This window comes from Enemella evansiae (genome assembly GCF_002250705.1).
Taxonomy (GTDB): Bacteria; Actinomycetota; Actinomycetes; order Propionibacteriales; family Propionibacteriaceae; genus Enemella; species Enemella evansiae.
On the sequence record NZ_NMVP01000021.1, the window covers coordinates 1 to 22,658 of the forward strand.

General features: G+C 69.0%; 20 protein-coding genes. 13 read left to right on the forward strand and 7 right to left on the reverse strand.

Features of this window, described 5'->3' with window-relative positions; all coding sequences use genetic code 11:
- A partial coding sequence (locus tag BI335_RS11965) for an IS110 family transposase (RefSeq protein WP_144009081.1) occupies window positions 1-300 on the reverse strand: 300 nt, incomplete at its 3' end.
- A 288-nt stretch (window positions 301-588) separates the two neighbouring features.
- The gene (locus tag BI335_RS11970; RefSeq protein WP_094404868.1) at window positions 589-2,304 is read right to left on the reverse strand and encodes a fumarate hydratase; all 1,716 of its coding nucleotides are present in this window, start codon (window positions 2,302-2,304) and stop codon (window positions 589-591) included.
- Window positions 2,305-2,417: 113 nt separating this feature from the next.
- Between BI335_RS11970 and rocD the strand changes: the two genes are divergently transcribed.
- Entirely contained in the window at window positions 2,418-3,659 is a 1,242-nt protein-coding gene (rocD, locus tag BI335_RS11975) for an ornithine--oxo-acid transaminase (RefSeq protein ID WP_094404867.1), read from the forward strand.
- 233 nt (window positions 3,660-3,892) lie between these two features.
- Here the strand turns inward: rocD and BI335_RS11980 are convergent, their stop codons facing one another.
- Window positions 3,893-4,897, reverse strand: coding sequence for a LacI family DNA-binding transcriptional regulator (locus BI335_RS11980; protein WP_094404866.1), 1,005 nt, complete (start codon window positions 4,895-4,897; stop codon window positions 3,893-3,895).
- Between the two features lie 143 nt (window positions 4,898-5,040).
- Here BI335_RS11980 and BI335_RS11985 point away from each other — a divergent pair, with 143 nt between their 5' ends.
- The 6 genes from BI335_RS11985 to BI335_RS12010 all read left to right on the forward strand — a co-directional run bounded on the left by BI335_RS11985 (window position 5,041) and on the right by BI335_RS12010 (window position 13,338).
- A complete protein-coding gene (locus BI335_RS11985; protein ID WP_094404865.1) occupies window positions 5,041-6,330 on the forward strand; it encodes an extracellular solute-binding protein in 1,290 nt (429 codons plus the stop codon).
- Between the two features lie 8 nt (window positions 6,331-6,338).
- Window positions 6,339-7,346, forward strand: coding sequence for a carbohydrate ABC transporter permease (locus BI335_RS11990; protein ID WP_094404864.1), 1,008 nt, complete (start codon window positions 6,339-6,341; stop codon window positions 7,344-7,346).
- Window positions 7,343-8,236 (forward strand): carbohydrate ABC transporter permease, encoded by an 894-nt coding sequence (locus BI335_RS11995; protein ID WP_094431195.1) that lies wholly within the window; start codon window positions 7,343-7,345, stop codon window positions 8,234-8,236. Before BI335_RS11990 ends, BI335_RS11995 begins: the two co-directional genes overlap by 4 nt.
- Before the next feature lie 2 nt (window positions 8,237-8,238).
- Window positions 8,239-10,578, forward strand: coding sequence for a beta-xylosidase/alpha-l-arabinosidase (locus BI335_RS12000; RefSeq protein ID WP_229119564.1), 2,340 nt, complete (start codon window positions 8,239-8,241; stop codon window positions 10,576-10,578).
- Window positions 10,575-12,140, forward strand: coding sequence for a glycoside hydrolase family 43 protein (locus BI335_RS12005; RefSeq protein ID WP_094431196.1), 1,566 nt, complete (start codon window positions 10,575-10,577; stop codon window positions 12,138-12,140). Before BI335_RS12000 ends, BI335_RS12005 begins: the two co-directional genes overlap by 4 nt.
- Before the next feature lie 67 nt (window positions 12,141-12,207).
- A complete protein-coding gene (locus tag BI335_RS12010; protein WP_229119565.1) occupies window positions 12,208-13,338 on the forward strand; it encodes an ROK family transcriptional regulator in 1,131 nt (376 codons plus the stop codon).
- 31 nt (window positions 13,339-13,369) lie between these two features.
- Here BI335_RS12010 and BI335_RS12015 read toward each other — a convergent pair whose 3' ends face one another.
- On the reverse strand, window positions 13,370-13,903 hold the full coding sequence (locus tag BI335_RS12015) for a DinB family protein (protein ID WP_094431200.1): 534 nt from the start codon (window positions 13,901-13,903) through the stop codon (window positions 13,370-13,372).
- Window positions 13,904-13,981: 78 nt separating this feature from the next.
- On the opposite strand from BI335_RS12015, the gene BI335_RS12020 reads away from it, so the two are divergent.
- Both BI335_RS12020 and BI335_RS12025 read left to right on the forward strand, forming a co-directional pair.
- Window positions 13,982-14,809: a helix-turn-helix domain-containing protein gene (locus BI335_RS12020; RefSeq protein ID WP_229119566.1), complete on the forward strand. Its 828-nt coding sequence runs from the start codon at window positions 13,982-13,984 to the stop codon at window positions 14,807-14,809.
- Between the two features lie 214 nt (window positions 14,810-15,023).
- Window positions 15,024-16,001, forward strand: coding sequence for a pirin family protein (locus BI335_RS12025; RefSeq protein ID WP_094357538.1), 978 nt, complete (start codon window positions 15,024-15,026; stop codon window positions 15,999-16,001).
- Between the two features lie 94 nt (window positions 16,002-16,095).
- Here BI335_RS12025 and BI335_RS12030 read toward each other — a convergent pair whose 3' ends face one another.
- Window positions 16,096-17,292, reverse strand: a complete 1,197-nt coding sequence (locus BI335_RS12030) for a nucleotide disphospho-sugar-binding domain-containing protein (protein ID WP_229119567.1) — start codon at window positions 17,290-17,292, stop codon at window positions 16,096-16,098.
- A 63-nt stretch (window positions 17,293-17,355) separates the two neighbouring features.
- Window positions 17,356-18,120, reverse strand: a complete 765-nt coding sequence (locus BI335_RS12035; RefSeq protein WP_144009118.1) for an alpha/beta hydrolase — start codon at window positions 18,118-18,120, stop codon at window positions 17,356-17,358.
- 47 nt (window positions 18,121-18,167) lie between these two features.
- Between BI335_RS12035 and BI335_RS12040 the strand changes: the two genes are divergently transcribed.
- From BI335_RS12040 to BI335_RS12050, 3 genes are all read left to right on the forward strand, one after another.
- Complete coding sequence (locus tag BI335_RS12040; RefSeq protein ID WP_094357542.1) at window positions 18,168-18,644, forward strand: SRPBCC family protein; 477 nt, start codon at window positions 18,168-18,170, stop codon at window positions 18,642-18,644.
- Between the two features lie 62 nt (window positions 18,645-18,706).
- Entirely contained in the window at window positions 18,707-21,133 is a 2,427-nt protein-coding gene (locus BI335_RS12045) for an ATP-binding protein (protein WP_094431204.1), read from the forward strand.
- A complete protein-coding gene (locus BI335_RS12050) occupies window positions 21,126-21,503 on the forward strand; it encodes a hypothetical protein (protein WP_144009119.1) in 378 nt (125 codons plus the stop codon). Before BI335_RS12045 ends, BI335_RS12050 begins: the two co-directional genes overlap by 8 nt.
- Here the strand turns inward: BI335_RS12050 and BI335_RS12055 are convergent.
- Window positions 21,485-21,802, reverse strand: a complete 318-nt coding sequence (locus BI335_RS12055; RefSeq protein ID WP_094431208.1) for a hypothetical protein — start codon at window positions 21,800-21,802, stop codon at window positions 21,485-21,487. The genes BI335_RS12050 and BI335_RS12055 overlap by 19 nt on opposite strands.
- Before the next feature lie 556 nt (window positions 21,803-22,358).
- Here BI335_RS12055 and BI335_RS12060 point away from each other — a divergent pair.
- Window positions 22,359-22,658, forward strand: a 300-nt coding sequence (locus tag BI335_RS12060; protein WP_144009081.1) for an IS110 family transposase, incomplete at its 3' end; no start/stop codon positions are given.

Below are 22,658 nucleotides of genomic sequence, written 5' to 3' on the forward strand. Positions count from 1 at the left end.
CCGGGTGGTCTTATCGGGCCGGTTGACCTCGATCACCTCGATCCCGGCCGCCAGCAGATGCACCGTCAACCCGGCCCCATACGAACCGGTCGACTCGACCCCGATCGCGGTGATCGGTCCGTGGCCGGCGACCCAGTCCACCAACGCGGCATAACCCGCGCGGGAGACCGGGAACTCCCGATCAGCCAACAACACCCCGGTCTCGGTGAGCACGACCGCGTGATGGGTGCGTTGATGAGTATCGACCCCGGCCACCACCGGGGTCGGGTCTTGAGGCGTGGCATGGTTGGTGGTCATCATGGGTGATGTCTCCCTCTACAACTGGATCGAGGGATGACCTCCCAGGCCGGGCGGACACCACAGTGATGAGACACCGATCAAGGTCCTATCAAGTCACACCCGCCCGGTCTGGCCATCCAAACCGAAAGAGGGGCCCGGCGGGCCGGCCGTCGACAAGTCGCGTTCAAGGCACCCAACCAACAGCGCCAGTGTCGAGATCGGTCAAACGAACAACCCAGACCCCAAAGACATCATCCCCAAGGCCACCGGACCCCCACCACCATCCTCACTGTGTCGAGATGAGCCGGATCAGGACTGGGAGTCGATGTCCGGGCGGACCGAGATGGTCATCGCAATGGGCTTGGCGACCTCGGCGAAGAAGTCGTTGCCCTTGTCATCGACGACGATGAAGGCCGGGAAGTCCTCCACCTCGATCTTCCAGATCGCCTCCATCCCGAGCTCCTCGTATTCGACCACATCCACCTTCTTGATGCAGTCCTGGGCGAGCCGGGCCGCCGGGCCACCGATCGAGCCGAGATAGAAGCCGCCGTGGGCGTTGCAGGCATCGGTGACCTGCTTGGACCGGTTGCCCTTGGCGAGCATCACCTTCGACCCGCCGGCGGCCTGGAACTGGTCGACGTAGGAGTCCATCCGGCCGGCGGTGGTCGGCCCGAACGACCCCGACGGCATCCCCTCCGGGGTCTTCGCCGGGCCGGCGTAGTAGACCGGATGGTCCTTCAGATAGCCCGGCATCTCCTCACCGGCATCGAGACGCTCCTTGATCTTGGCGTGCGCGATGTCGCGGGCCACGATCAGCGTGCCGGTCAGCGAGAGCCGGGTCTTCACCGGATGACTGGACAGTTCGCTCAGGATGTCGGCCATCGGACGGTTCAGGTCGATCTTCACCGCGGCGCCCTTGCCGGTACCGGAGACCCCGTGGCTGTCCTCCTCGAGGTCCGCATCGACGGTGTCCGGCAGGTACTTGGCCGGCTCGAACTCGAGCTGTTCGATGAACACACCCTCGGGGGTGATCTTGCCCAGGCACTGCCGGTCGGCGGAGCAGGAGACCGCGATCGCGACCGGCACCGAGGCGCCGTGCCGCGGCAGGCGTACCACCCGCACGTCGTGGCAGAAGTACTTGCCGCCGAACTGGGCACCGATGCCGAGGTTGCGGGTCAACTCCAGCACCCGTTCCTCCATCTCCAGGTCCCGGAAGCCGCGCGCGGTGCGGGCATCGCCGGTGGTGGGCAAGGTGTCCAGATACTTCGCGGAGGCGTACTTCGCGGTCTTCAGCGCGAACTCCGCCGAGGTGCCGCCGACCACGATCGCCAGGTGGTAGGGCGGGCAGGCCGCCGTGCCGAGGGAGCGGATCTTCTCCTCCAGGAAGGTCATGATCCGCTCGGGGTTCAGGATCGCCTTGGTCTCCTGATAGAGGTAGGACTTGTTGGCCGAGCCGCCGCCCTTGGCCATGAACAGGAACTTGTACGCCTGCTCGTGACCGGGCGCGGTGTCGGCGTACAACTCGATCTGCGCCGGCAGGTTGGAGCCGGTGTTCTTCTCCTCGAAGAAGGTGATCGGGGCGTTCTGCGAATAGCGCAGATTCAGTTTCGTGTAGGCGTTGTAGACCCCGCGGGCCAACGGCTCCTCATCGACCCCGGCGGAGAGCACGTGCTGGCCGCGCTTGCCCATGATGATCGCGGTGCCGGTGTCCTGGCACATCGGGAGGACGCCACCGGCAGCGATGTTGGCGTTCTTGAGCAGATCGAGGGCCACGAACTTGTCGTTGTTGGAGGCCTCCGGGTCGTCCATGATCTTCGCCAGCTGCCCGAGATGGACGGGCCGCAGATAGTGCGCGATGTCGTGCATCGCGGTCTCGGCGAGCAGCGTCAGCGCCTCGGGCGCGACCTTGAGGAACTGCATCCCATCCGGGCCGGTCGCGGTGCTCACGCCCTCGTCGGTGAGCTTGCGCCAGGGGGTCTGATCCTCCCCGATCGGCAGCATGTCCTCGTAGGCGAACTCGCTCACTCCACTCCTCCTCGCAGCGGCCCCGAATGGGCATATCAGGGACCTCGATGGGGCGCACTGTATACCTGTCGCAAACCCATGGTCTTGTTCGCTGGGGTGTGATTCCCTGCGGTATGAGTACTACCCACTCCGACAGCAGAGTTTCCGAAACCACCCGACGATTCATCACCACTGCCGAGCGATCGGCGGCCAAGAACTACAACCCGCTGCCGGTTGTGCTGAGCAGAGCCGAGGGGGCCTGGGCGACCGATGTCGACGGCCGACGCTACTTCGACGCACTGGCCGGCTATTCCGCGATGAACTTCGGCCATGCGAATCCGCGCCTGGTGGCGCGGGCCACCGAGCAGCTGCAGCGGCTCACCCTGACCGCCCGGGCGTTCCACAACGACCAGTTCAACGGCTTCGCCGAGGCGCTCACCCGGCTCACCGGCAAGGACAAGATGTTGCCGATGAACTCCGGTGCCGAGGCGGTCGAGACCGCCATCAAGCTGAGCCGGCGCTGGGCGTACCAGGTGAAGGGCGTGCCGGCCGACGAGGCCGTGATCATCACCATGCGCGGCAACTTCCACGGCCGGACCACCACCATCGTCAGCTATTCCGACGATCCGGAGGCGCGGATCGGTTATGGACCGTTCACCCCCGGCTTCCGCAATGTCCCCTACGGTGATGCGGCCGCGCTGGCGGAGGCACTGGCGGAGGAAGGGGCGAACGTCGCTGCGGTGCTGATGGAGCCGATCCAGGGCGAGGCCGGAGTGATCATCCCGCCGGAGGGTTTCCTGCGGGAGGTACGCGAGCTCACCAGCAGACACGGGGTGCTGATGGTGGCCGACGAGGTGCAGTCCGGGCTGGCCCGGACCGGGACGACCTTCGCGGTCGAGCACGAGCAGGTGGTGCCGGATGTCTACATCATGGGCAAGGCGCTCGGCGGCGGGCTCTATCCGGTGTCGGCGATCGCGGCGGATGCCGAGATCATGGATGTCTTCACCCCCGGTACGCACGGGTCGACCTTCGGCGGCAATCCGCTGGCGAGCGCGATCGCCACCGAGGTGGTGTCGATGTTGGAGGAGGGCACCTACCAGGAGAACGCCCGGCGGATGGGTGCGCGGATGGAGGCCGGCCTGAAATCCCTTGTGAGCAACGGAATCATCGGGGTACGCATCCGCGGCGCCTGGGCGGGTGTGGATGTCGATCCGGCACTGATGACCGGCCGCCAGGCCTGTGAAGCGATGCTCGAGCGTGGGGTGCTGGTGAAGGACACCCACGGGTCGACGATCCGGCTGTCCCCGCCGCTGGTGGCCAGCGACGAGGACATCGATTTCATGCTGGAAGCCTTGGAATCCTCATTGCGGCAGTGAACGGTCCTCGAGTAGGTCGCGCAGCGACCGTGTCGAGAGGACTCAGGCGGCCCGGCCGGTACGCGCACCGTACCTGCCGGGTCGCCCCCACCCCGTTCATCGAGTAGCTCGCGCAGCGAGCGTGCTTCTCCACGTTCATCGAGTAGCTCGCGCAGCGAGCGTGTCGAGATGAACCCCTCAGGCGCCGTCACCACCCCGGCCGGATTCTCAACGCTGGTGTCGATCGCGGCAGATCAGCGCGGCGGGGCGGCGGTGGAGGACCGCACGATGAGTTCTGCCGGCATCCGCACATGCTCGTACGGGGCCCCGTCCAGCATCGCGAGCAGCAGGCGTACGGCCTCGGCACCCATCGCCGCGAGCGGTTGGCGCACGGTCGTGAGCTGCGGCACGTGCGCCGCGGCCTCCGGCACGTCATCGAAGCCCGCGACCGACAGCTCGTCGGGGACCCGCAGGCCCCGCTCGCGCGCGACGCGGATCATCTCGATCGCGGAGAGATCATTCGCGGCGAACACCGCGGTTGGCGGTGCGGCCAGGTCGAGCAGGGCGTGCGCACCGGCGGTCGTGCTCGCGGTGCGGTAATTGCCGTCGACGACGAGTGCGGGATCCACCGGGATGCCCGCCCGCTCCAGCGCGCGCCGGTAACCGCGCTCGCGCTGGCGTGCGGAGTCCAGGTCGGTGCGGCCGCGCAGGTGCGCGATCCGGCGGTGGCCCAGTGAGATGAGGTGCTCGGTCACCGCGAAGGCGCCCTCGGCGTTGTGCACGCTCACGGTCGCGGGGCCGTCGGAGCCGGTGGACGCGGACGGGTCGATCGCGACCAGTGGCACGCTCGCGTCGGTCGGCATCGTCGTCGGAGTGACCAGGATGGCACCGTCGATGAGCGTTCCACCGAGCCGGGACAGCGAACGGCGCTCCCAGCCGAGATGCTCCCCGGCGGAGACGCTGCCGGCATAGGCGAGCACATCGAACCGCGTTCCCTGCAGTGCCGAGGAGACACCCTGCAGCAGCTGCACGGCGAACGGTTCGAACTCGGCCACCAGCACACCGATCACGTCGGTCCGGCGTCGCCGCATGGATGTCGCCACCAGCGAACTCTCATAACCCAGGCGCGCGACGATCTCCCGCACGTGCTCCAGCGTCGTGGGGGCGACCCCGTCCCGGCCATTGATGGCCTTGGAGACGGTCGCCACGGAGACACCGGCAGCCTGCGCGACGTCGTGGATCGTGATGCGGCGGCTCATTCCTCCAATCTAGCGATAGAAAACGTTATCGATAACGATTGACAGCCGCGTCGTGGCGGTGTCACAGTGGGCGGACGGTAATTCGCTGTAGTCGGCAACAAATAGCCGCTCGGTGCTGGACTCAATGACGAGGGGAACACAGCATGAAGATCCGCAAAGCCCTGGCCGCCGCCGTTGGCCTGACATTCCTGGGAACGATCGCGCTCGCCGGCTGTTCCGGCGGCTCCGAGGGAGGTGACGGCGGCAAGCAGGAGCTGACCGTGTGGCAGAACTCGAGCACCGGAGCCGGCAGGCAGTTCTGGACCGATGCGGCCGCGGCATTCCAGGCGGCCAACCCCGATGTCACGGTCACGGTCACCTCGATCCAGAACGAGGACATGGACGGCAAGCTGCAGACCGCGGTCAACTCGGGTGACATGCCCGATGTCTTCATGGCGCGCGGCGGCAGCAAGCTCGCCGATGTCGTGGCCGCGGGCCAGGTCAAGGATCTGAGCGGCAAGATCGACCCGGCCATCGAAAGTGCGATCGGCGAGGCCGCCCTCAGCGCTTTCACGGTGGACGGCAAGGTCTACGGCGTACCCACCGCGGTGCTGCCCGGCGGCATCTTCTACAGCAAGGACCTGTTCGCCAAGGCGGGCATCACCGAGCCCCCGAAGACGATGGCCGATCTCGAGGCCGCCGTCGGCAAGCTCAAGGCCACCGGCGTCGCACCCATCGCCCTCGGTGCGAAGGACGCCTGGCCGGCCGCGCACTGGTACTACTTCTTCGCGGTCCGCGCCTGCGGCAAGGACGTCATCACCAACCTGGCGACCACCAAGGACTTCAAGAACCCCTGCTGGATGACCGCGGCGAACAACCTGCAGAAGTTCGCCCAGGTCCAGCCTTTCAACGAGGGCTTCCTGACCACCTCGGCCCAGCAGGGTGCGAACTCCTCGGCCGGTCTGCTCGCGAACCACAAGGCGTCGATGGAGCTGATGGGCGGCTGGGAGCCGGGCGTGGTCGCCAACCTGACACCGGATCAGAAGCCGCTGGCGGATCTGGACTGGTTCCCGTTCCCCGAGGTCGCCGGCGGCCAGGGCGAGCCCGGCGCGATGATGGGTGGACTGGACGGCTACTCCTGCTCCAAGGAGTCACCGTCGTCCTGCGAGAAGTTCCTCAACTTCGTCGCGTCGAAGCAGTGGCAGGAGAAGTACGCCCAGGCGTTCCAGACCATCCCGGCCAACCAGGACGCCAAGGGCGCGGTCGACAACCCCTCGTTGAAGCCCCTCATGGAGGCCTACGGTGAGGCGCCCTATGTCGCACTCTGGCTCGACACCGCCCTGGGGCAGAACGTCGGCAACGCGCTGAACACCGGCGTGGTCGAGATGCTGGCCGGGCGGGGCACCCCGGAGAGTCTGGTCCAGAAGATGACCACCGCTGCGGCACGGGGCTGAGCAAGAGCATGACTGGCACCCAGGTGATGACCGGGGCCGCGCCGGAGAGCGACCGTCGCGCCGGGACCGGGCCCGCCCCGGCCCCGGTGCGACGAGCCCGCGCCGACTGGCGCAAGCGCGGTGAGATCGCACTGCTCTCCGGACCCGCCCTGCTGATGTTCGTCGGATTCGTGATCCTGCCCGTGGCGATGGCATCGGTCTACGGCTTCTTCAGATGGAACGGGTTCGGCCTGCCGACCCAGTTCGTCGGCCTCGACAACTACGTCAACATGTGGCAGGACGACACGTTCCGCGCCGCGGTCACGCACAACTTCGCGATCGTCGTGCTCTCGTTGGTCCTGCAGGGCCCGATCGCGATCGGTTTCGCCCTGCTGCTGAATCAGAAGTTCCGCGGGCAGTCACTGGTCCGCATGTTGATCTTCGTGCCCTACGTGGTCTCCGAGGTCATCGTCGGCACGGGCTGGAACCTCATGATGCAGGACGCGGGCGCGGTCAACTCGCTGCTCGGCAAGCTCGGACTCGGCTTCCTCCAGCAGTCCTGGCTCGCGGACCCGAAACTCGCGCTGTGGACGCTGATGATCATCATCACCTGGAAGTACATCGGCTTCGCGGTCATCCTCATGCTCGCCGGGATGCAGTCCATCCCCGAAGAACTCCACGAGGCCGCGGCGATCGACGGTGCCGGGTTCTGGCAGACCCAGCGCAACATCACCCTGCCGCTGCTGGGCCCGACGATCCGCATCTGGGCCTTCCTGTCGATCATCGGTTCCCTGCAGCTCTTCGACCTGGTCAACATCATCTGGGGCCAGTACATCGCCGCCACGGCCGGCACCTCGACGATGGCGACCTACATGTATCAGAACGGGCATCTCGCCGGCAGCTACGGCTTCGGCAACGCGGTCGCCGTGATGCTCTTCCTGATCTCGCTCGTCGTCGGTCTGATCTATCAGCGATTCGTGCTGCGGCGCGACACCGATGGCGCACTGACCGGTGACAAGGGGAAGGGCCGCCGATGACCAACGACACTCTCGCCACCACGGCGCCCGGGCGGCCGCGTGATCGCCGGGCCACCGTCCGCGGCTCGAACAAGGCCCCCTGGGGGAGCCCCGGGTTGTACCTGATCGCGATCGTGCTCGTGACGATCTGCATCACGCCGGTGCTCTACATCATCATCGGCGGCTTCCGCACCAACTCGCAGATCACCCAGGATCCGTCCGGTTTCCCGGCGCCCTGGCAGGTCACCAACTACTCCGACGTGCTGGCCGGCTCCGAGTTCTGGACCGCCCTGGTCAACTCGACCATCGTGGGGATCGGCACGACCGCCGGCGCCGTGGTGCTCGGCGTGATGGCGGCGTATGTGCTCGCCCGGTACGAGTTCGCGGCCAAACCGGTGATGTACGCGGTGTTCGCCGCGGGGCTGATGTTCCCGGTCACCGTCGCGATCACCCCGTTGTACCTGCTGATCCGCAACCTCGGCCTGGTGAACAGCCTGGCCGGGATCATCGTGCCGCAGATCACGTTCGCCCTGCCCGCCACGATCATCATCCTGGTGCCGTTCCTGAAGGCGATCCCCAAGGAGCTGGAGGAGGCGGCGGCCGTCGACGGCGCCTCCCGCCTCGGCTTCTTCTGGCGGATGGTGATCCCGCTGAGCCTGCCGGGGGTCGTCACCGTCGGCATCCTCGCCTTCGTCGGCTCGTGGAACGGCTACATGCTGCCGCTGTTCATCCTCAACGACCCGAGCCTGTTCACCCTGCCCCTGGGTGTGCAGAACTTCTCCTCGCAGTACTCGGTCGACACCGCCCGCGTGCTCGCGTACACCTCGCTGTCGATGCTGCCCGCGCTCCTCTTCTTCGGCCTCTTCGAACGCCGCATCGTTGGCGGCCTGACCGGCGCGGTGAAAGGTTGAGCATGACCTCGGACACGACCATGAAGCCCGCCGCCACGGAGGACATCCCGGCCTTCCCGATCGCCTCGGAGCGGGTCGGCGAGCTGCTGGCACGGATGACGCTCGAGGAGAAGGCCGCCCAACTCGTGGGGTACTGGCTCGATCAGGGCGGTGAGGTGGTGGCGCCCCTGCAGGACGAGATGGCGGCCGCCGGTCGCCAGGACACGCTCACCGAGGTGACCCGCGACGGCATCGGCCACTACACCCGCGTCTACGGCACCCGACCCGTCGAACCCGCGGAGCGCGCGGCCTGGCTCTGGGCGGAGCAGCGTCGGCTGAAGCGCGAGACGCGCCTCGGCATCCCCGCACTCGTGCACGAGGAGTGCCTGACGGGGCTGGCGGCGTGGCAGGCCGCGACGTTCCCGACGCCACTGGCCTGGGGCGCCTCCTTCGACCCCGAGCTGGTCGCCGAGATGGGGGCGCTCATCGGGGAGTCGATGCGGACCCTCGGCATCCACCAGGGTCTCGCCCCCGTGCTCGACGTCGTCCGCGATCCCCGGTGGGGACGGGTCGACGAATGCATCGGCGAGGACCCCTACCTGGTGGGAACCGTGGGTACCGCCTACGTCCAGGGCCTGCAGTCCACCGGCCTGCATGCAACGCTCAAGCACTTCCTCGGCTACTCGGGCTCGCGCGCGGGCCGCAACCACGCCCCCGTGTCCGCGGGGCCGCGCGAGGTCGCCGACGTCTTCCTGCCACCGTTCGAGATGGCGATCCGGGACGGCGGCGTACGCAGCGTCATGAACAGCTACGCCGAGATCGACGGCGTACCGGTCGCCTCCGACCCGGCGCTGCTCACCGACCTGCTCCGGGAACGACTCGGGTTCGACGGTGTCGTGGTGGCCGACTACTTCGCGATCGCGTTCCTGGAGGTGATGCACGCGGTCGCGGCCGACCGGGGTGCGGCAGCCGAGCTCGCACTGCGGGCCGGGATCGACGTGGAGCTGCCCTCCGGTGACGCATACCTCGAACCGCTGATCGAGCGGGTCCGGACCGGCACCCTCGACGAGGCGTACCTGGACCGCGCCGTGATCCGCGTACTCACCCAGAAGGAGCAGTTGGGGCTTCTGGACCCGGACGCCTTCGAGGACGATGCCCCCACCGCCGTCGATCTCGATACCCCGCGGCACCGATCCGTCGCGCGCCAGCTGGCGGTGGAATCGCTGGTGCTGCTGTCGAACGATGGCGTCCTGCCGCTGCCGGCGACCGCACGGCGGATCGCGCTCCTCGGCCCCAACGCCGACCGCTCGGATGCGTTGCAGGGTTGCTATTCGTTCGCCAACCACGTGCTCGCGCACCACCCCGATCACGAGCTCGGCATCGAGATCCCCACCGTCCGCGAGGCACTCGCCGCCGCCGTCCCGGAGGCGCAGATCGTGCACGTGCGCGGGGCCGCGGTCGAGGGCACCGATCGCTCCGGCCTGGCCGAGGCCGAGCAGGCCGCCGCGGACGCCGATGTCGCGATCGTCGTGGTCGGCGACCAGGCCGGTCTCTTCGGGCGCGGCACGGTCGGCGAGGGCAACGATGTGGAATCGCTCGACCTTCCCGGTGTGCAGCGCGAGCTCGTCGAGCGCGTGGTCAGCACGGGTACGCCGGTGGTCATGGTCGTCCTCTCCGGCCGGCCCTACGCGATCGACTGGGCGCTCGACGACGGGGCAGCCCGCCCCGGGGCGGTGCTGCAGGCCTTCTTCCCGGGTGAGGAGGGCGGCCCGGCGATCGCGGACGTGCTCACCGGTGCGATCTCCCCCTCGGGGCGCCTGCCACTCGGCCTGCCGCGGTCCTCGGGCGCGCAGCCCTACAGCTATCTGCACCCCATCCTGGGCGGACCCTCCGAGGTCACCTCGACCGATCCGACACCGCTGCGGCCGTTCGGCTTCGGACTGTCATACACCCGCTTCGCCCACGAGGGCTTCGCGGTCTCGGCCGAGGCGCCCACGGACGGGGTCTTCACCGCGAGCGTCACCGTCGCCAACACCGGCCCCCGACGCGGCGCCGAGGTCGTGCAGCTCTACGGGCGGGACATGGCGGCGAGCGTCACCCGCCCGGTGGCGCAGCTGCTCGGCTACGCCCGCGTCGAACTCGATCCCGGTGAGCGGCGCACCCTCCGCTTCGAGGTGCCCGCCGCCCGGTTCGCCTTCAGTGACCGCCGCCTGAGGCGGGTCGTCGAACCGGGTGAGGTACGCGTGTGGACGGCCGCCCACGCCGAGGCGTCGGCCGCGGCGGCGCTCCCGGTCCGGCTCACCGGCGGTGTGCACGAGGTCGGTCCGGCCGACGCGCGACGGGTCACGGTGTCGAGCGCATGATCGAGGCCAGCAATCCGATCCTGCCCGGCTGCCATCCGGACCCGTCGATCTGCCGGGCGGGTGAGTGGTACTACCTCGTCAGCTCCACCTTCGAGTACCTTCCGGGCCTGCCGGTGCTGCGCTCCCGCGACCTGGTGCGGTGGGAGACGATCGGGCACGTGATCGACCGCCCCGGGATGCTCGATTTCGACGGCATCAAGTCCTCGGGCGGGCTCTATGCACCGACGATCCGGCACGGGCTCGGGCAGTTCTGGGTCGCCTGCACGCTCGTCGACGACGAGGACCCCACCCGAGGCGGCAACTTCCTGGTCACCGCGAGCGATCCGGCGGGGCCGTGGAGCGATCCGGTGATGCTCGATGTCGAGGGCATCGATCCGTCGATCGCGTTCGACGACGAGGGCCGGGTGTGGCTGCACGGCACCCGCCTCGCCGCGGAGCCGGAGTGGCACGACCAGACCGAGGTCTGGGTCCGCGAATACTCACCGGCCCGGCGCGCCCTCGTCGGCGACGAGCAGGTGATCTGGCGCGGCGCCGTACACGGCGCGGTATGGGCCGAGGGACCGCACCTGTATCAGCTCGACGGGCGCTGGTTGCTGATCGCCGCCGAGGGCGGGACGGAGTTCCACCACGCGGTCAGCGTGGCGTACGCCGACCAGATCACCGGGCCGTATGTCGGCAATCGGGCGAATCCGGTGTTCACCCATCGGCAGCTGGGGCGTACCAGCCGCGTGATCGGCGCGGGCCATGCCGACCTCGTGCAGGCGCCGGACGGCTCCTGGCTCGCGGTGATGCTGGCCATGCGCGCGGCCGACGGCCGACACTATCCGCTCGGGCGGGAGACCTTCCTCTGCCCGGTGGTGTGGGAGGACGGCTGGCCGGTGTTCGCCCCGAGTGAGGGGCGGTTGCCGGATGCGGTCCCGGTCCCGTGGGCGGTCGAGGACGCACCGCCGGGGTCCTGGCAACCGGATGACCGCATCACCGGCGTCGTCGGGCCGGCGGACCCGCGATGGACCGCGCTGCGCGCGCTGCCCGCCGAGGTCGCGGTCGTCGAGGGCGACGCCTGGCACCTTCCCGTGCGTACGGCATCGCTGCACGAGGCGTCGACCCCCGCGTTCCTGGGACTGCGCCAGCAGCATGCCGACGTCGACGTGCGCTGCACGCTGGACGTGCGCGAACTCGCCATGCAGGAGAGCGCGGGCCTGGTGCTGCGGCAGTCCGAACGGGACCACGTCGCCGTCATCGTCACCCGCGCACCCGACGGGCTGCGCCTCTGGGCCGAGCACTGCCGCCGCGGAGAGCAGCAGCGACGCGATCTCGGCGCGCTGCCCGAGGCTGACGAGGTGGAGCTGGCCCTACGCGGACGCGGCTACGACTACACCCTGCGGTGCGGGGAGGTCGAGGTGATCACCGCGGACGGGCGGGACCTGGACGCGTCCTCCACCGGAGGCTTCCTCGGTCTGTGGATCGGTGCGTACGCCACGAGCGACGGCAATGAGCCGCGCGGTGACGTGCGCATCACCCGATTCACCTACGCGCCTGCACAGGCCGGCGGCGATCGCTAGTCTGAGGTCCCCACCGCGTGCCGGAAGCGAGAGACGCATGAGCCAACGCGCCACAACCGTCGAAGGGGTGCGGCGCACGAATCTCGCCGAGGTACTGCGCCTGGTGCACCATTCGGGCCCCCGCTCACGGGCGGTCATCACCGGGGAGACCGGGCTGAACCGCTCCACCGTGTCGGATCTCGTCGGTCGACTGGTCGCGGCGGGGCTCGTCGAGGAGCACGAGCCCGATCCGACGCGTCGCGTCGGGCGCCCCTCGCCGGTGGTCGCGCCCAGTTCCGATGTGGTCGCGATCGGCGTCAACCCCGAGATCGACGCCGTCGAGATCGGTGCGGTCTCGCTGGGCGGTGCGGTGCGGGAGCGGGTACGCATTCCCGTCGACGGACCGGATGTCGCGGACGTCGTCGACATCGTGGTACGCGTGGTGGCGGGTTGGCGCGACGACGAGCTGCGCGGGAGCCACGTGGAAGGCGTCGGACTGGCGGTGCCCGGCCTGGTGCGCGCCTCGGACGGCCTCGTGCGGCTGGCCCCACATCTCGAGTGGCGTGATGCCGACATCGCCGGACCCCTCCGCGCGCGGCTGGGACTCGAGGTCGTCGTGGGCAACGACGCCTCGCTCGGTGCCCGCGCCGAGCGGTTGTTCGGCGCCGCCCGGGAGCACCAGGACGTGGTGTACCTCAACGGCGGTGCCAGCGGCATCGGCGGCGGCCTCATCCTGCACGGCACCCTCATCGGCGGTGTCGGTGGATACGCCGGCGAGTGGGGGCAGACCTCGGCGAGCGTGTCCGACGCCGCGGATCGGCGCGCCGACGGTGGCGTGCTCGAGGACGAGGTGAACCGCGCGCGGCTCGTGCACGCGGTGGGACTCACCGCACCCGACGACGAACAGTTGCGCGCCGCACTCACCGCTCCCCCGTCGGGGCGGGTGGCGGCCGAGGTCGCGCGGCAGCGGCGCATCCTCACCGCCACCCTCGGCAACGCCGTGAACGTGTTGAACCCGTCGATGATCGTGCTGGGTGGCTTCCTCGGGATCCTGCGAGATCTGGATCCGGAGGCCTTCGACGAGGAGGTGCGCCGGCGCGCGCTCGCCGCATCCGCCGAGGGGTTGGAGATCTCCACCGCCGCGCTCGGTGCGGACCGGTTGCTAATCGGCGCCGCCGACGCCGCCTTCGAACGGTTGCTGGCGGACCCGCTGGGGTGACGCGCCGACGGTGGACGAACCGTCCCGTCGGTCAGCCGGCCCGACCGGTCCGCGCGAGCACGCGTACCTGCCGGGTCGCCCCCTCGGCTGCGGCCAGCGGACCGCTGAAGACTCCGGGGGCGTACGCATGCTCCCCGAACCCGTCGATCGAGGCGTCCAACCGGTCCAGCTCGGCGTCGGTGAACGGCTCCTGCTCCCCCTGGGACGCGGCCAGATCCCAGCGGTGCACGATCAGGTCGAAGCCATAGAAACTGCCCAGCGAGGCGCCGATCGTGGTCTCACCGAAGGCACCGGTGTAGCGGCGCTCGGCCACGGTGTCATCGGCCAGCAACGCCCGGACCGCGGTCTCGTGGGCCACCCACCGGGCGGCCGGATCCTCAATGCTGGTGTCGATCGCGGCCAGTTCGATGCCCTGGCCGCTGAGGAAGACGTGATCCAACACGTCGGCGGCCGTCCAGCCCGCACACGGGCTGGCCGCCGTCCAGTCGGCGACCCGGTCGACGACGGCGGTGAACGGGTCGGCGACGGCGATCCAGCCCTGCTGGGTGGTCTGGGTTCCGGTCATGAAGGTGCCTCTTTCTGGTCGGTGTCGATCCCGAGGCTAGGGAGACGCGGTGGTGCGGGTCTTGATAATTTCCGACAGGTGCAGGGAAACGTGCCGCGGCGCTCCGATGACATCGAGCGCGCCCATCTGCGCGATCCGCGCGACGAGCGGTTCACCATCCATCGCTATCCGCCGGGCCCGGAGCTTTCGGGGCTGATCCGGCGCTATTGGATCCCGGTCTGGCAGGTGCCCGCCGGTCAGCGTTCGGAGCAGAAGGTGCTGCAGTATCCGATCTGCCTGGCGATCACCACCCCGGCATACTCGCGCTTCGTCGGCCCGAACCGGGGTCTCTCGATCACCGTGCTGGAAGGGAGTTCCTGGGGTTTCGGGGTGATGTTCACTCCCGCTGCGGGGGCACTGCTGCTCGGCGGATCGGTGGCGAGGTTGACCGACGCGTTCATCGACCTGGACTCGGTCGAGGCGTTCGCCGGGGTGGCCGAACAGCTGCTCGCGCTGATGACACCTGATCCGCACGACGCGGTGGCCCATGCCGCGGGGCGGTCGGTGATCGAGGACCGGTTGCGCGGGTTGCTGCCGTTGGACGAGGAATCGGCACTGGTGAACGCGATCGTCGAGCGGGTGGAGTCCGACGAGTCCGTGCGGAGCGTCGGCGAACTGGGCGAGGTGTTCGGGCTCGGGGAGCGTACGCTGCAGCGCCTGCTCAGCCGGCGGATCGGGCTGAGCCCGCTGTGGCTGATCCGACGACACCGGGTGCACGAGGCCGCCGATCGGCTCGGCCAGGGCATCGGTTCGCTGGCCGAGGTCGCCACCGAGCTCGGGTACGCCGACCAGGCCCACTTCTCCCGGGACTTCAAGACCGCCACCGGCTGGACCCCCGGTGAGTTCGCCCGCCTCCGCCACGGTTGAGGATCCATCGTCCAATGACTTACCGGGTGGTCGAACCCCATTCTTCTACCCCAGTGCCTGAGTAGTGACGAGCGGATGCGGGTCTGCGGGCCGCGCTCGAGCACGAGGGACGGATTCTGGGGGTTGACCGCGCGGTAACCACGCCCGCTGCGGGGAATATCATTGAACATTCAATCGTTCGGATAGGCGTACGCTCATCTCCAAGGAGGACACCATGCCCGCTGTTACCGCCGACACGATGACCCTGCCGCGCCTGCAGCCCGCCCGGCCCGACGAGCGCGAGCGCCGCGTGGTGTCCCTGACCAGGGGCCCGAGCGGTTACGAGGGCGAGGGGTTCCCGGTTCGCCGCGCGTTCGCCGGCGCCAGCCCCAAGCTGCTCGACCCGTTCGTGCACATGGACCAGATGGGCGAGGTGGAGTACGCCCCGGGTGAGCCGCGCGGCACCGACTGGCATCCGCACCGCGGCTTCGAGACCGTCACCTACATGATCGACGGCCGATTCCAGCACCAGGACAGCCACGGCGGCGGCGGGATGATCGAGAACGGCGCCACCCAGTGGATGACCGCCGGTTCCGGTGTCCTGCACATCGAGACCCCGCCGGCCGCGCTGGTCGACTCCGGTGGCACCTTCCACGGCATCCAGCTCTGGGTGAACCTGCCGAAGAGCGACAAGTTCCTCAACCCGCGCTACCAGAACCTCACCGGTGATCAGGTCGGCCTGCTCGCCTCCGCCGATGCCGGTGCGCTGGTCCGGATCATCGCCGGGGAGATCGAGGGCCACCAGGGCCCCGGTTCGACGCACACGCCGATCACGATGGCGCACGCCACCATCCAGCCCGGTGCGCGGCTGTCGCTGCCCTGGCGCAAGGACTTCAACGCGCTCGCCTATGTGCTGTCCGGGCGCGGAACGGTCGGCTCCGACGAGCGGCCGATCTCCGAGGGCAACCTGGTCGCGCTGGCCGACGGTGACCGGATCTCCTTCGCTGCTTCGGAATCCCAGGATTCCAAGGCGCCGGCACTGGAGCTGATCCTGCTCGGTGGGCAGCCGATCAACGAGCCGGTCGTGCAGTACGGGCCGTTCGTGATGAACTCCCGCGAGGAGATCATCTCCGCGATCGAGGACTTCCAGACCGGCCGCTTCGGCCAGATCCCGGCGGACGCCCTGCGGCCCTACCACGGTCAGCACCGCTGACCCCCAACGCTCATCGAGTAGGTCGCGCAGCGACCGTGTCGAGATGAGCTGACTGGCCCTCAGCGGCGTACCCGCTCGGCCAGGAACTCGTTGATCAGCTCGGCGGCACGATCCGCGCCACCTTCGGCGCGCATCGTGCCGCCGAGTTCGATCGCCGCCGAGTCAGCGCGGGGTCGTCCACTGCTCGCTGCACCGCATCACGGAGTGCGGCGGCGGGGACCGGGCGGTGCGCCAGGCTCTGCCGCAATACGGTCGCGGCCCCCTGATCGGCGAATGCCTTCCCGATAAGGAATTGCTCGACCTGCTGCGGGATCACCACCAGCGGTACGCCGGCGGCGATGCCTTCGAGTGCGCTGTTCATGCCGCCGTGGGTGACGAAGGCGGCACTGCGCGCGAGCACGGCCCGCTGCGGCACCCGGGTGCGCCAGCAGAAACCCGACGGCGCCCCCGCGACCGCGGCTGGCGGGGTGTCCCGGCCGGTGGCGATCACGACACGGATCGGAAGGTCACCGAGCCCATCGACGCAGGTGGCGAAGAAGTCGTCCCCGGCAGCGTGCAGGGTGCCGAGCGAGACGAGCACCACCGGCTGGTCGGTGTCGAGGAAGGCGGCCAGTTCCGGGTCGAGGTCGTCGGTGCTGCCCGGGTCGGCGGTCGGCCCGACGAACACGCAACTGTCATCGAGCCGGGCGTCGGGACCCTGCAGTGTGCGGGGCACCGGCAAGATCGTGAGGTCACCGCGCAGCGGGAGCATCGGGGTGGCGGGCACCAGGTCGGCGCCGAAGGTGCGCACGAGCGTACGCCGGGCGCGGATGGCGGCCGGCAGATTCCGCAGCGTCGGCCCGGTCTCTGCGAGCGCCTCGCGCACGCTGAGCGCCTTCACCGCACCGCTGCCGATCAGGATCGTGGTCATGAACGACACCGTCGGCAGACCGGTCAGCGCGGCCCCGATCCGGCCCCAGAGGGCATTCGAGTCATGCAGCACGGCCGCGGCGCCGCAGGACCGGGCCTGCTCCGCGACGAATGGTGCGAACTCACCTGTCGCGGTGAGGATCTTCACGATCACCGCGACACTGCCACCGGACCGGGTCGCCGCGGCGATGTCCGCCGATCCGAGAACACCGGGCGGATAGCCCACGAACTCGGCGCCGGTCGCGCACAGGGCGTCGGCGAACTCCTCGGTCCCGGCGGCCACCACCGTGGTGCCGGAGCGAACCAACCGGGTGAGCACCGGCAGCAACGGATTGACGTGCCCGGCGGCGGGCATCGTGGCGACGAACAGCGGTGCGGACACCCTCCGACCCTACGCCGGTTGAGCGAGCGAGGAACGAGCGAGTCGAAACCCCGGCCACCGGCGTCAGCGCAGATCGAGTTGCCGGCCCAGGACCGGGCCCATCCGGTCACCGAGGTCGTGCCCGACCCCGGGCGGGAACTCGTGATCCACGCGGATGCCGGCCGCGGCGTACCAGCGCTCACCGGCTTCGGCGGTGGTCACCGAGTTGAGCCGGCCGGCCGTATTGGTGTCGTCGGCGCCGACATAGAAGAACATCCGGAAATCGTTGCGCAGTTGGGGATTCAGCTCGGCGGTCTGGTCCGACGGCGGCCCACCACCGGAGAACAGCACCGCTCCCCCACCGCCGATCAGTTCCGATCGGGCCGGGATCAGCTGGCGGGTGAGGAAGTGTGCACCGCCGGAGTAGCCGACCAGCCAGATCCGGCGGTTGTCGGTGTCGTAGCGGTGCTGCAGGTCGGTGAGCAGTTCGGCGGTCCACGCCGCGTTGGCGGCGCCGTTGCGGTACCAGGTGTTGGTGCCGGTGTCGGGGGTACGCAGCAGCGCGGTCACCAGGTTGCGGCGGCGGGCCTGCTCGATGATTCCGCCTGCCCCGCCCAGGGCGGCCGACCGGGCCGGATCGGGCTCCCAGGCCCCGTCGCCGTGGAAGAACAGCAGCAGGCCGGCGGGCCGGCGTACATTCCTGGCGAAGACCAGATAGTCGGAGACCAGCCCGGCGGAATCGGTGAAGCGGCGAGGTTTCCGGTCGTCACCGCCCGCATCGTCGGTCGGGTTGGAGCAGGCGGTGAGCAGCGCGAGGAACCCCACCCCCAACACCGCTCGCCTGTGCACCGTTGCAGCCTAGACGGCGCGGCCTCGGGAGGTGGGAGGATCGGCCCATGGCACCGTTCAGCGCCGCACACACCATCCGGATCGACGTCCCGCCCGGGCGCGTGCATCCGCTGATCGACAACCTGTTCCGCTGGCCCGAGTGGTCACCGTGGGATCACGCGGATCCGGGTCTGGAGCGACAGTTCTCCGGGGCCGAGTTCGGGATCGGCGCGGAGTACGCCTGGCAGGGGGATCGGCGCGGGGGCGCCGGGAATCTGTCGATCACCGAGAGCACGCCGTTCTGGATCACCATCGACATCCATCTGGACCGGCCCTGGCGCTCGCACAGCCGGATGCGGTTCATCGTGCTGCCCGGCAACGACCAGACCACCACCGAACTCGTCTGGACGATGACCCAGGAGACCACCGGGTTGAGCTTCCTCTCCGCCCTGTCGCTGAACATGGAGGCCGTCATCGGCACGCTGTTCAAGGAATCGCTCGGTCGGATCAAGGAGATCGCGGAGAACCCACGGTCCGCGAGCTGACAGACCGCTAGGCTCCCCAGCAAGGGGGCGTACCTCGGCCCCCTTGGCAGCCAGGAGGCCAGATGAGCGTCGATCCCGGTACCGATCTGCGACAGTGGGTCACCGACCATCTCCAGGACGCCGACGAGTCCGCCGCCGCACTCGTGCGGGCGGCCTTCGACGGACCGGACGCGATCCGTCAGGCGCTCAGCGGAGATTCGCCGACCCCGAGCGACCCACCTCCGCGGGACGACCTCCCGGCGGTCTGGCTGAAGCGGTTGACCGTGGAGGGTTTCCGCGGGGTGGGTGGGGCCGTCCATCTGACGCTCGACCCGATTCCGGGTCTCACCGTGATCAGTGGCCGCAACGGGTCCGGGAAGTCGTCGCTGGCCGAAGCTCTTGAGGTCGCGCTCACCGGGAAGACCCACCGCTGGGGCGACCATCGGCTGAACACCCAGTTCGACCCCGAGTGGCGCAATCTCCACACCGACGCGGAACCCGCCATCTCGTTGACCCTGACCGAGGACGCCGGCGAGGACTTCTCGATCGATGTCGCCTGGGCCGAGAACGAGACCGACAAGTCCCGATCGACCAGCACCGTGCTCCGTGCGGGTCAGATGGGTGACTTGACGCAGTTGGGCTGGGAGAACGCGCTGACGGTGTTCCGGCCGCTGCTCTCCTACGAGGAGCTCGGCCAGTCATTGCTGCAGGCGAACCAGCGAGCCACCGCGAGCGCCTTCGAACGGGGACTCGGGTTGCAGCAGCTCACCGCCGCCAGCGAGGCGCTGCGCGGGGTCAGCAAGGAGGTCAAGGGTGCCGCCGGGTTGGAGAAGGAACGCCGCGACGCCCTGCGCACGTGTCTCGAACAGTCCGAGGACGAGCGTGCGGTACCGCTGTTGGCGGCCCTGCCAAAACGGTCGACCCCGAACATCGACATGGGCCCGTTCGCGGCCGCGGCCGTGGTGCGCGACGGTCCGGGTGGGACCGCGGTGCTGGATCGGATCGCCGAGATGAGCGTTCCGAATGGGGACCAGGTACGCCTGGCCGCGGCCCGGCTGCGGCAGGCGGCCGAGGGCTCACGGGCCGTGCATTCGGCCGACGATGAGCTCGACCAGCGTCGGCGGCGCCTGCTCGAACTGGCCATGGAACTCCACGATCCCCAGGGCGTCGAGGAGTGCCCGGTGTGCCGGGTCGGCACACTCGATGCCGACTGGCGCGCGCAGACCGCAGCGGTGCTGCAGCAGACCTCGGAGCAGCAGCGTGCGGTTGCCACGGCGGACCAGGAACTGGCCGCCGCCTGGGCCGGGTTGCGCCGGCTGGTCGGTAGTACGCCACCGGAGTTGAGCCAGGATTCGGTGCCGCTGAGCAATCAGGCCGCCGCCGCAGCGGCCTGGTCGTCGTGGGCAGTGCTGCCGAACGATCCGGCCCGGGCGGCGGACCATGCGGAGCAGGGCCTGGTCGAGGTGGCCCGGTCGACCGGGGCCTGGCAGACCGAGGCGCTGGCCGAGGCCGAGCGACGCCGCGACGAGTGGCAACCGGTCGCAGAAGCACTCATCGCGTGGGTGTCGGCATTCCGCGATTACCGCACGGAATATGAACGAGGCAAGCGATTGGCGGCCGCTGAGGGCCTGATGAAGCAGGTCATGGCCGCTGCCCGAGAGCACCAGATCGGGCCGATCAGACAGCGTGCGCAGGAGATGTGGAAGATGCTGCGGCACGAGAGCAACGTCGACCTGGGTGACCTCAAACTGAGCGCGCAGAAGCTGGAGATTCCGGCCGAGGTCGACGGGGTGCAGGCTGGTGCCCTGCGGGTGATGAGCCAGGGTGAGCTGCATGCGCTGGCGTTGGCGCTCTTCCTGCCGCGGGTAGCAACGGATGCGAGCCCGTTCCGGTTCGTGGTGCTGGACGACCCGGTGCAGGCGATGGACCCGGCCAAGGTCGAGGGACTGTTGGATGTGCTGCTGTCGCTGGCAAGGACCCGCCAGGTGGTGGTGTTCTCCCACGACGACCGGCTGGCCGCCGCCGCGCGCCGAAGGATGTTGAGCAGTGCCGCCACCATCAAACTGATCCAGGTGGAGCGGGGTGCGCGATCCAGGGTCACGGTTCGCGGGGCGGAGGATCCCGCGCGGGTGTATGTCGCCGAAGCGGGTGCGTTGCTGAAGGATCGCCGGCTGCCGGACAGGTTGAAGGAGCGGGTGGCCGGCGGGCTGTTCCGGATGGCGATCGAAGCCGCCGCACGTGATCGATGGTTCATCCTGGGCAGGAAGGTCGGGCTCGGTCGCACCGAGGTGGAGCAGCGCTGGGATGCGCGGCGGACGACCGCGGACCGGGTCGCGCTTGCGCTCGGGATGGACGACTGTTTCGCCTGGTACGACACCGGCCCCCACCGCCGACGGGCGATCACCGCGGCCAGCAGGGGGCAACACGAGGCGCTGGCGGCCTCCCGGTTGGAGGATCTGCGCCGGGATGTCGAGTCCACCGTCGATGATCTGCGAGCCCGCGATGCGTGACCATCAGGCTCTGCTGACCGCGGCCGGGCAGCTGGTTGACGGCGGTGGTCCGCGGCACGTGCACATGGCCTGCTGGCTGGGCCGCCAGGCATTCGAGGTGCTGTTGTCGGATTTCGCGGACGAGGTCGCACCGGGTCTGCAATGCAGTACGCGCAGCCGACTGGCGGTGGTGATCGTCGGTTTCGAGGGCACCGAGCTGCCGCAACGCGCCGTCTCAGCATGGGCGAATCTCTCGCGCGCGAGCCATCTGGCGGCGTACGAACTCACCCCGACCCAGGCCGAGGTACGCGGCTGGCTGGACGACGTGCACCTCCTTGCCGAGATGCATGTCCGCCTGGGGCTCAGTGACAATCAGCTGCCGGGAGGCTGAGCGTCACACTCCGAGTTCGCGCGTTCGTCGACAGCATGTTCAAGCGCAGCGACGAAGCCGTCGAGGATCTCCTGCAGCAGGCGCGCCTTGCGCAACGCGTTGGCGACGTCGCGGTCGCTGTAGATGTCGAAGTCCAGCGTGGCCGACCGACGGCAGTCGGCGATGGTCAACTGGGCGCAGACATCGGGGCGCTCCCCCCGCTTGCCGGGCTCCAACTCCACTTCGGCGACCACGTACGCATTGGCGTGATGTCCACGACGGTTGAGAAAACGACGACGATAGAAAAGGCTGCGCCCCATTTCACATCTCCAATCCGGAACTACTCCCGCCCGGATGGGCGAGATTGGTATCGCCCCCTCGTCGTCTTCATGGCAGCAGCGTAGACCGGCCGGGACCGGTCAGCCACCGGTTTGTGGGACCAACGGGTTGATGGCGGAACGGCCGCGGGTCACCGAAAGGTCAAACCCCAGAATCGGCCTCTCGTTCGTCGCCGTGGACCGCAGACCCGCATCCGCGCGTCCCCGCTCGACCACTCGCGCTGGATCCTGGGGTTCGACCACTCGTTCGGGTGCTTCATCTCGACACAGTGAGGATGGTGGTGGGGGTCCGGTGGCCTTGGGGATGATGTCTTTGGGGTCTGGGTTGTTCGTTTGACCGATCTCGACACTGGCGCTGTTGGTTGGGTGCCTTGAACGCGACTTGTCGACGGCCGGCCCGCCGGGCCCCTCTTTCGGTTTGGATGGCCAGACCGGGCGGGTGTGACTTGATAGGACCTTGATCGGTGTCTCATCACTGTGGTGTCCGCCCGGCCTGGGAGGTCATCCCTCGATCCAGTTGTAGAGGGAGACATCACCCATGATGACCACCAACCATGCCACGCCTCAAGACCCGACCCCGGTGGTGGCCGGGGTCGATACTCATCAACGCACCCATCACGCGGTCGTGCTCACCGAGACCGGGGTGTTGTTGGCTGATCGGGAGTTCCCGGTCTCCCGCGCGGGTTATGCCGCGTTGGTGGACTGGGTCGCCGGCCACGGACCGATCACCGCGATCGGGGTCGAGTCGACCGGTTCGTATGGGGCCGGGTTGACGGTGCATCTGCTGGCGGCCGGGATCGAGGTGATCGAGGTCAACCGGCCCGATAAGACCACCCGG